The 4,684-nt window shown below is 69.9% G+C and carries 6 protein-coding genes; all 6 read left to right on the top strand.

The annotated features are described in order from the left end of the window. Nucleotides 1–579, top strand: a 579-nt coding sequence (locus OXU43_01560) for a hypothetical protein (GenBank protein MDD9823858.1), incomplete at its 5' end; no start/stop codon positions are given. Beyond that, complete coding sequence (gene purN, locus OXU43_01555; GenBank protein ID MDD9823857.1) at nucleotides 573–1,211, top strand: phosphoribosylglycinamide formyltransferase; 639 nt, start codon at nucleotides 573–575, stop codon at nucleotides 1,209–1,211. The genes OXU43_01560 and purN, both read left to right, overlap by 7 nt. Nucleotides 1,212–1,227: 16 nt before the next feature. Further along, nucleotides 1,228–2,466, top strand: coding sequence for a glutamate-5-semialdehyde dehydrogenase (locus tag OXU43_01550; protein MDD9823856.1), 1,239 nt, complete (start codon nucleotides 1,228–1,230; stop codon nucleotides 2,464–2,466). A gap of 13 nt (nucleotides 2,467–2,479) precedes the next feature. After that, nucleotides 2,480–3,244, top strand: a complete 765-nt coding sequence (gene nadD / locus OXU43_01545; GenBank protein MDD9823855.1) for a nicotinate-nucleotide adenylyltransferase — start codon at nucleotides 2,480–2,482, stop codon at nucleotides 3,242–3,244. Next, nucleotides 3,244–3,591, top strand: a complete 348-nt coding sequence (gene rsfS, locus OXU43_01540) for a ribosome silencing factor (GenBank protein MDD9823854.1) — start codon at nucleotides 3,244–3,246, stop codon at nucleotides 3,589–3,591. The genes nadD and rsfS overlap by 1 nt, the downstream gene beginning before the upstream one ends. 189 nt (nucleotides 3,592–3,780) lie before the next feature. Beyond that, nucleotides 3,781–4,581, top strand: a complete 801-nt coding sequence (locus OXU43_01535) for an SDR family oxidoreductase (GenBank protein MDD9823853.1) — start codon at nucleotides 3,781–3,783, stop codon at nucleotides 4,579–4,581. Nucleotides 4,582–4,684: the final 103 nt, after the last annotated feature.

The raw sequence follows: 4,684 nt of genomic DNA, 5'->3' as shown, positions 1-4,684 counted from the left end.
GCCGGCCGGCTGACGGCGGTGCTCGATGTCTGGGAAGGCGAGCCGGAGATTGACTGGGAACTGTTGCGTCTGGCGGCGCTCGGCACTCCCCACATCGCCGGCTATAGCCGCGCGGCCAAGCGCCGGGCGACATCGCTGCTGTACCGGCGCCTGTGCCGGCGCCTGTGCCTGTCCCCGGCGGAGCCGCCGTCCGCGCCTGCGCCGCCGTCGCCGCCGCCGGCCTTCCTGCCGCCGCCCGGCACTGCGCCGGGAGAAGCGCTACGGCGCTGCATCCTGGCCGCTTACGACATCGGCGCCGACGCGCGCGCCCTGCGCGGCCTGTCGCAACTGCCGCCGCCGCAGCGGGGCGGCGCGTTTCAGGCCCTGCGCGACCGCTACCCGCTGCGCCCCGAATTCGCCGACCTGAGGCCGCGCCCGGGTTCCGCCCCGCTCCCCGCCGCCCTGCGGGCGCCCCTGCGGGCGCTGGGCTTTGCGCTGGGGGATGCGCCCGCGGCGGGGGTTGCCGCCGCCCCTCCTCGGGGCGTTGGCGCCGGGGCCGGGGCCGCCGCGGGGGCCGCTACGGGGGCCGGCGCATGGTGAGACTGGGCCTGCTGGCTTCCGGCCGCGGCACCAACCTGCAAGCGATCCTGGACGCTTGTCGCGCACAACGGCTCCCCGCCCTCCCGACAGTAGCGATCGGCAACAATGCCGACTCCGAGGCGCTGCAACGCGCCGCCCGCTACGGCCTGCCCGTCTGCCACCTCAGCGGCCGCACGCATCCCGCCCCTGGCCTGCTGGACGCGGCCATCCGCGACACCCTGCTGCGCTACCGCGCCGATTGGGTCGTCCTCGCCGGCTACCTGCGGCCCGTGGGGGCAAAGACCATCGCCGCCTTCCGCGGCCGCATCGTCAACATTCATCCCGGGCCGTTGCCCGCTTACGGCGGCCGGGGCATGTACGGAATACACGTGCACCGGGCGGTGCTGGCCGCGGGAGAGCGGCGCACGGCGGTATCCGTGCACATGGTGGAAGCAGAGTACGACAGCGGCGCCGTGGTCGCGGAGCGGGCGCTGCCGGTGCGCCCGGACGACACCGCCGAGACGCTGGCGGCGCGCGTGCTGGAGACCGAGCATCGGTTCTACGTGGAGACTTTGGCGCGCATCTTCGCGGGCCGGCTGGCGCCGCCGCCGCGACCGCCGCAAGCTCCGGCGGAACGGGCCCGCTGTGGCTGAGTCCGTAGCGCAATACATGCAGCAGGCGGGGCGGCGCGCCCGCGCCGCCGCCCGCGTCATGGCCTGCGCCGGCGCGGCCGACAAGGACCGCGCCCTGCTGGCGGTCGCCGACAGCTTGCAGCGGCGCCGCGAGCGGCTGGCGGAGGTCAATGCCGAAGACCTGGCCGAGGCCCGCGGCAAGGAATTGCCGGCGCCGCTGTTGGACCGGTTGTCGCTGGACCAAGACCGCATCGCAGCCATGACCGACGGCCTGCGGCAGGTGGCCGCCCTGCCGGACCCGGTGGGGGAGATCGCCGGCTTGCGCCCCCGTCCCTCCGGCATCCGGGTGGGCACGATGCGCGTCCCCCTGGGCGTCATCGGCATTATTTACGAATCGCGCCCCAGCGTCACCGCCGATGCGGCCGGGCTTTGCATCAAGTCCGGGAACGCCGCCATCCTGCGCGGCGGCTCCGAGGCCCGGCGCTCCAACCGCGAGATCGGAGAATGCGTGCGGGAAGGTTTGCGCGCCGCCTCGCTGCCGGAAGACGCGGTCATCGTGGTGGATACCGGCGACCGGGCGGCGGTGGGCGAACTGTTGCGCATGCAGCAATTCGTGGACGTCGTGATCCCCCGCGGCGGGCGCGGCCTGATCGAGCGGGTAAGCCGCGAGGCCCGAATGCCCGTGATCAAGCATCTGGACGGGATCTGCCACGTCTATGTGGACGACAGGGCCGACCTCGACAAGGCCGAGGCCATCGCCTACAACGCCAAGACCCAGCGTTACGGCACCTGCAACACCATGGAATGCCTGCTGGTCGCGGAGGCCGTCGCCCCCGATCTGCTGGCGCGGGTCGGCCCCCGCTTCGCCGCCGCCGGCGTGGAGATCCGCGGTTGCGCCGCGTCGCGCCGCCTGCTGCCGGAGATTCGCGCCGCCACCCCCGAAGACTACGGCACGGAATACCTGGCGCCCATCCTGTCGCTGCGGGTGGTAACCGGGCTGGCCGACGCCGTAGAGCACATCGAACGCTACGGTTCCCGACATACCGACGCCATCGTCACCGAAGACCTGGGCCGTGCCATGCGCTTCCTGCGCGAGGTGGACTCCAGCTCCGTGCTGGTCAATGCCTCCACCCGCTTCGCCGACGGCTACGAATACGGCCTGGGGGCCGAGATCGGGATCAGCACCGACAAGTTTCACGCCCGCGGTCCGGTAGGGCTGGAAGGGCTGACCTCGCGCAAATACGTGGTCCTGGGAGATGGGCAGATCCGCGGCTGAGAGCGGCGCCGCCATGGGCGCGGCAAGCCGTGCCGGGCGCGGGCGGCGGCAGGCGGGGGGCAGGGAGGAACGGATGCGCGCGACGGGCGCAAAGCGCGAGGCGGGTATGGAGTCCGCCGCCGCGGTCGGCATTCTGGGCGGCACCTTCGACCCGATCCACAACGGCCACCTGCACCTGGCGAAGGAATTGTACCGCGGCGGGCAATTCCGCGAGATTCGCATTCTGCCCGTCGGCAAGCCGCCGCATCGGCCGCCCCCCTTCGCCTCCGCCGCGCGCCGCGAAGCCATGGTTCGGGAGGCCATCGCCGGTTGCCGGGGATTGATCCTGGACTCGCGCGAGTTGCGCGGCAGGGCGCCGTCCTATACGGTGAACACCGTCTATGAATTGCGCGACGAATTCGAAGGAACGCCGCTATGCCTGATCGTGGGTAGCGACGCCTTTCACGGTTTTCGCACGTGGCGCGATTGGCGGCGGATCCTCAAGCACACCGGCGTACTGGTCGTTGACCGCCCTGCCGCCGCCGGGGACCGGCCTGCCGTGCAGCCCCTGCTGCCGGCGCCGCTGGCGGAATTGCTGCAACATCCCGATCCGCAAGACGCCGCGAGCCTGCGCCTGCCCCCCGCCGGCCAGGTCGCGCGGGTCGCTATCGGCGCGCTCGACATCGGTTCCACCCAGCTGCGGCGGTGGCTGCGCGGCGGCTACGCGGCGGATGCGGAACGCCTCCTGCCGCCGCCGGTGTACCGCTACATTCGGCAACACCGCCTGTACGGCACCTGATCTTGGACACCCTCTGCCGCCGCATCGTAACCGCGTTGGAAGACCTCAAGGCCGAAGACGTGCGCGTATTCGATGTCCGCAAGCTCACCGACGTCGCCGACACCATCGTCCTCGCCGGCGGCAGTTCCTCCCGCAAAATGCGCGCCATGGTCGAGCGGGTGACCCAGGCGGCGCGCGATTGCGGCGTCCGCTGCCTGGGGGTCGAGGGCCAGGACTACGGCGAGTGGGTGCTGGTGGACCTGGGCGATGCGATCGTGCACCTGATGTCCCCCTCCGCCCGCGCCTACTACCAGTTGGAGAAGCTCTGGATGGCGCCGGAGCATCCCGTGACGACCGCATTGCGTTAACGGGGCTATTGCGCGAAGGGGGTAACAAAGCGCGTGATTCCACTGAGACGAATGCGCGGGGGCGCCCTCTTCCCCCTCTCCCTCCGGGAGAGGGTTGGGGTGAGGGTAAAATCCGGCGCGAACGAAGTTTGCGACGGAAATTCACAAGATCATTCGCAAGATCGCAACGGAGCGAGGAGGAGATGAATCATGGATAATGGACATGATGGACAACTGGACGGGCGTTGGGCGCTGATAACCGGCGCCTCGGGCGGCATCGGCGCCGATCTCGCCGCGGTGCTGGCGGAGAAGAAATGCAACCTGGTGCTGGCGGCGCGCAGCGAATCCAAGTTGCAGGAGGTGGGCAGAGACCTCACCGCGAAGCACGGCGTCGAGGTTCGCGTCGTTCCGAAGGACCTCTCGCTGCAGGAAGGGCCGAAGGAGCTGCACGAATACGTCACCGAGGAGGGTCTGACGGTGGACTTTCTGTTGAACAACGCGGGCCTGGGCTCGGTGGGCCCGACGTTGGACACGCCCTGGGAAAGGCACGAGGCCATGATCGTCCTCAACGTCCGGGCCCTGCTGCATTTAAGCTGGCTGTTTCTGCCGCAGATGATATCCAGGGACTCGGGGCGCATCCTGAACATGGCGTCGCTGGCCGCATTCCAACCGATGCCCGGCTTTGCCTCCTATGCCGCGACCAAGTCCTTCGTGCTGCACCTTACCGAGGCGCTCAGCGTCGAGCTGGCGGGCACCAACGTGCGCGTCAGCGCCTTGTGCCCCGGCTTTACCCGGACGGACTTCTGGGAAACGGCGGGCAGCCAGGGCAACTGGTTCCGCAAGCAGTTGACGGTGGACAGCCGCGGCGTCGCGGAGTACGGGGTTCGGCTCATGCTGGCGGGGCGTCCCGTCGGCATTCCGGGGCTAATCAACAAGTTCGTCGCCTTCAGCAACCGTTTGGGGCCGCGCCGGCTGTCCGCCCGCATCGCCCAGCTGCTTATGAAGGAATAAGGGGAACGATGCGGCTCTTTGGTCTCCTTTACGGCCTTTACTACCGTTTGCGTTACCTCAAGTATTTAGGGACCGCCTTGTACTACATGATGCAGCGCCTGGC

It is taken from the genome of Gammaproteobacteria bacterium (assembly GCA_028817255.1).
GTDB classification, from domain to species: Bacteria; Pseudomonadota; Gammaproteobacteria; order Porifericomitales; family Porifericomitaceae; genus Porifericomes; species Porifericomes azotivorans.
Note: the sequence above shows the minus strand (reverse complement) of the source record. Positions and strands in the feature narration are given on the sequence as shown.

Excerpts from the sequence above, each read along its gene's own strand:
- purN (MDD9823857.1), top strand. The coding sequence starts at position 573 with ATGGTGAGACTGGGCCTGCTGGCTTCCGGCCGCGGCACCAACCTGCAA.
- OXU43_01550 (MDD9823856.1), top strand. The coding sequence starts at position 1,228 with ATGCAGCAGGCGGGGCGGCGCGCCCGCGCCGCCGCCCGCGTCATGGCC.
- nadD (MDD9823855.1), top strand. The coding sequence starts at position 2,480 with ATGGGCGCGGCAAGCCGTGCCGGGCGCGGGCGGCGGCAGGCGGGGGGC.
- OXU43_01535 (MDD9823853.1), top strand. The coding sequence starts at position 3,781 with ATGGATAATGGACATGATGGACAACTGGACGGGCGTTGGGCGCTGATA.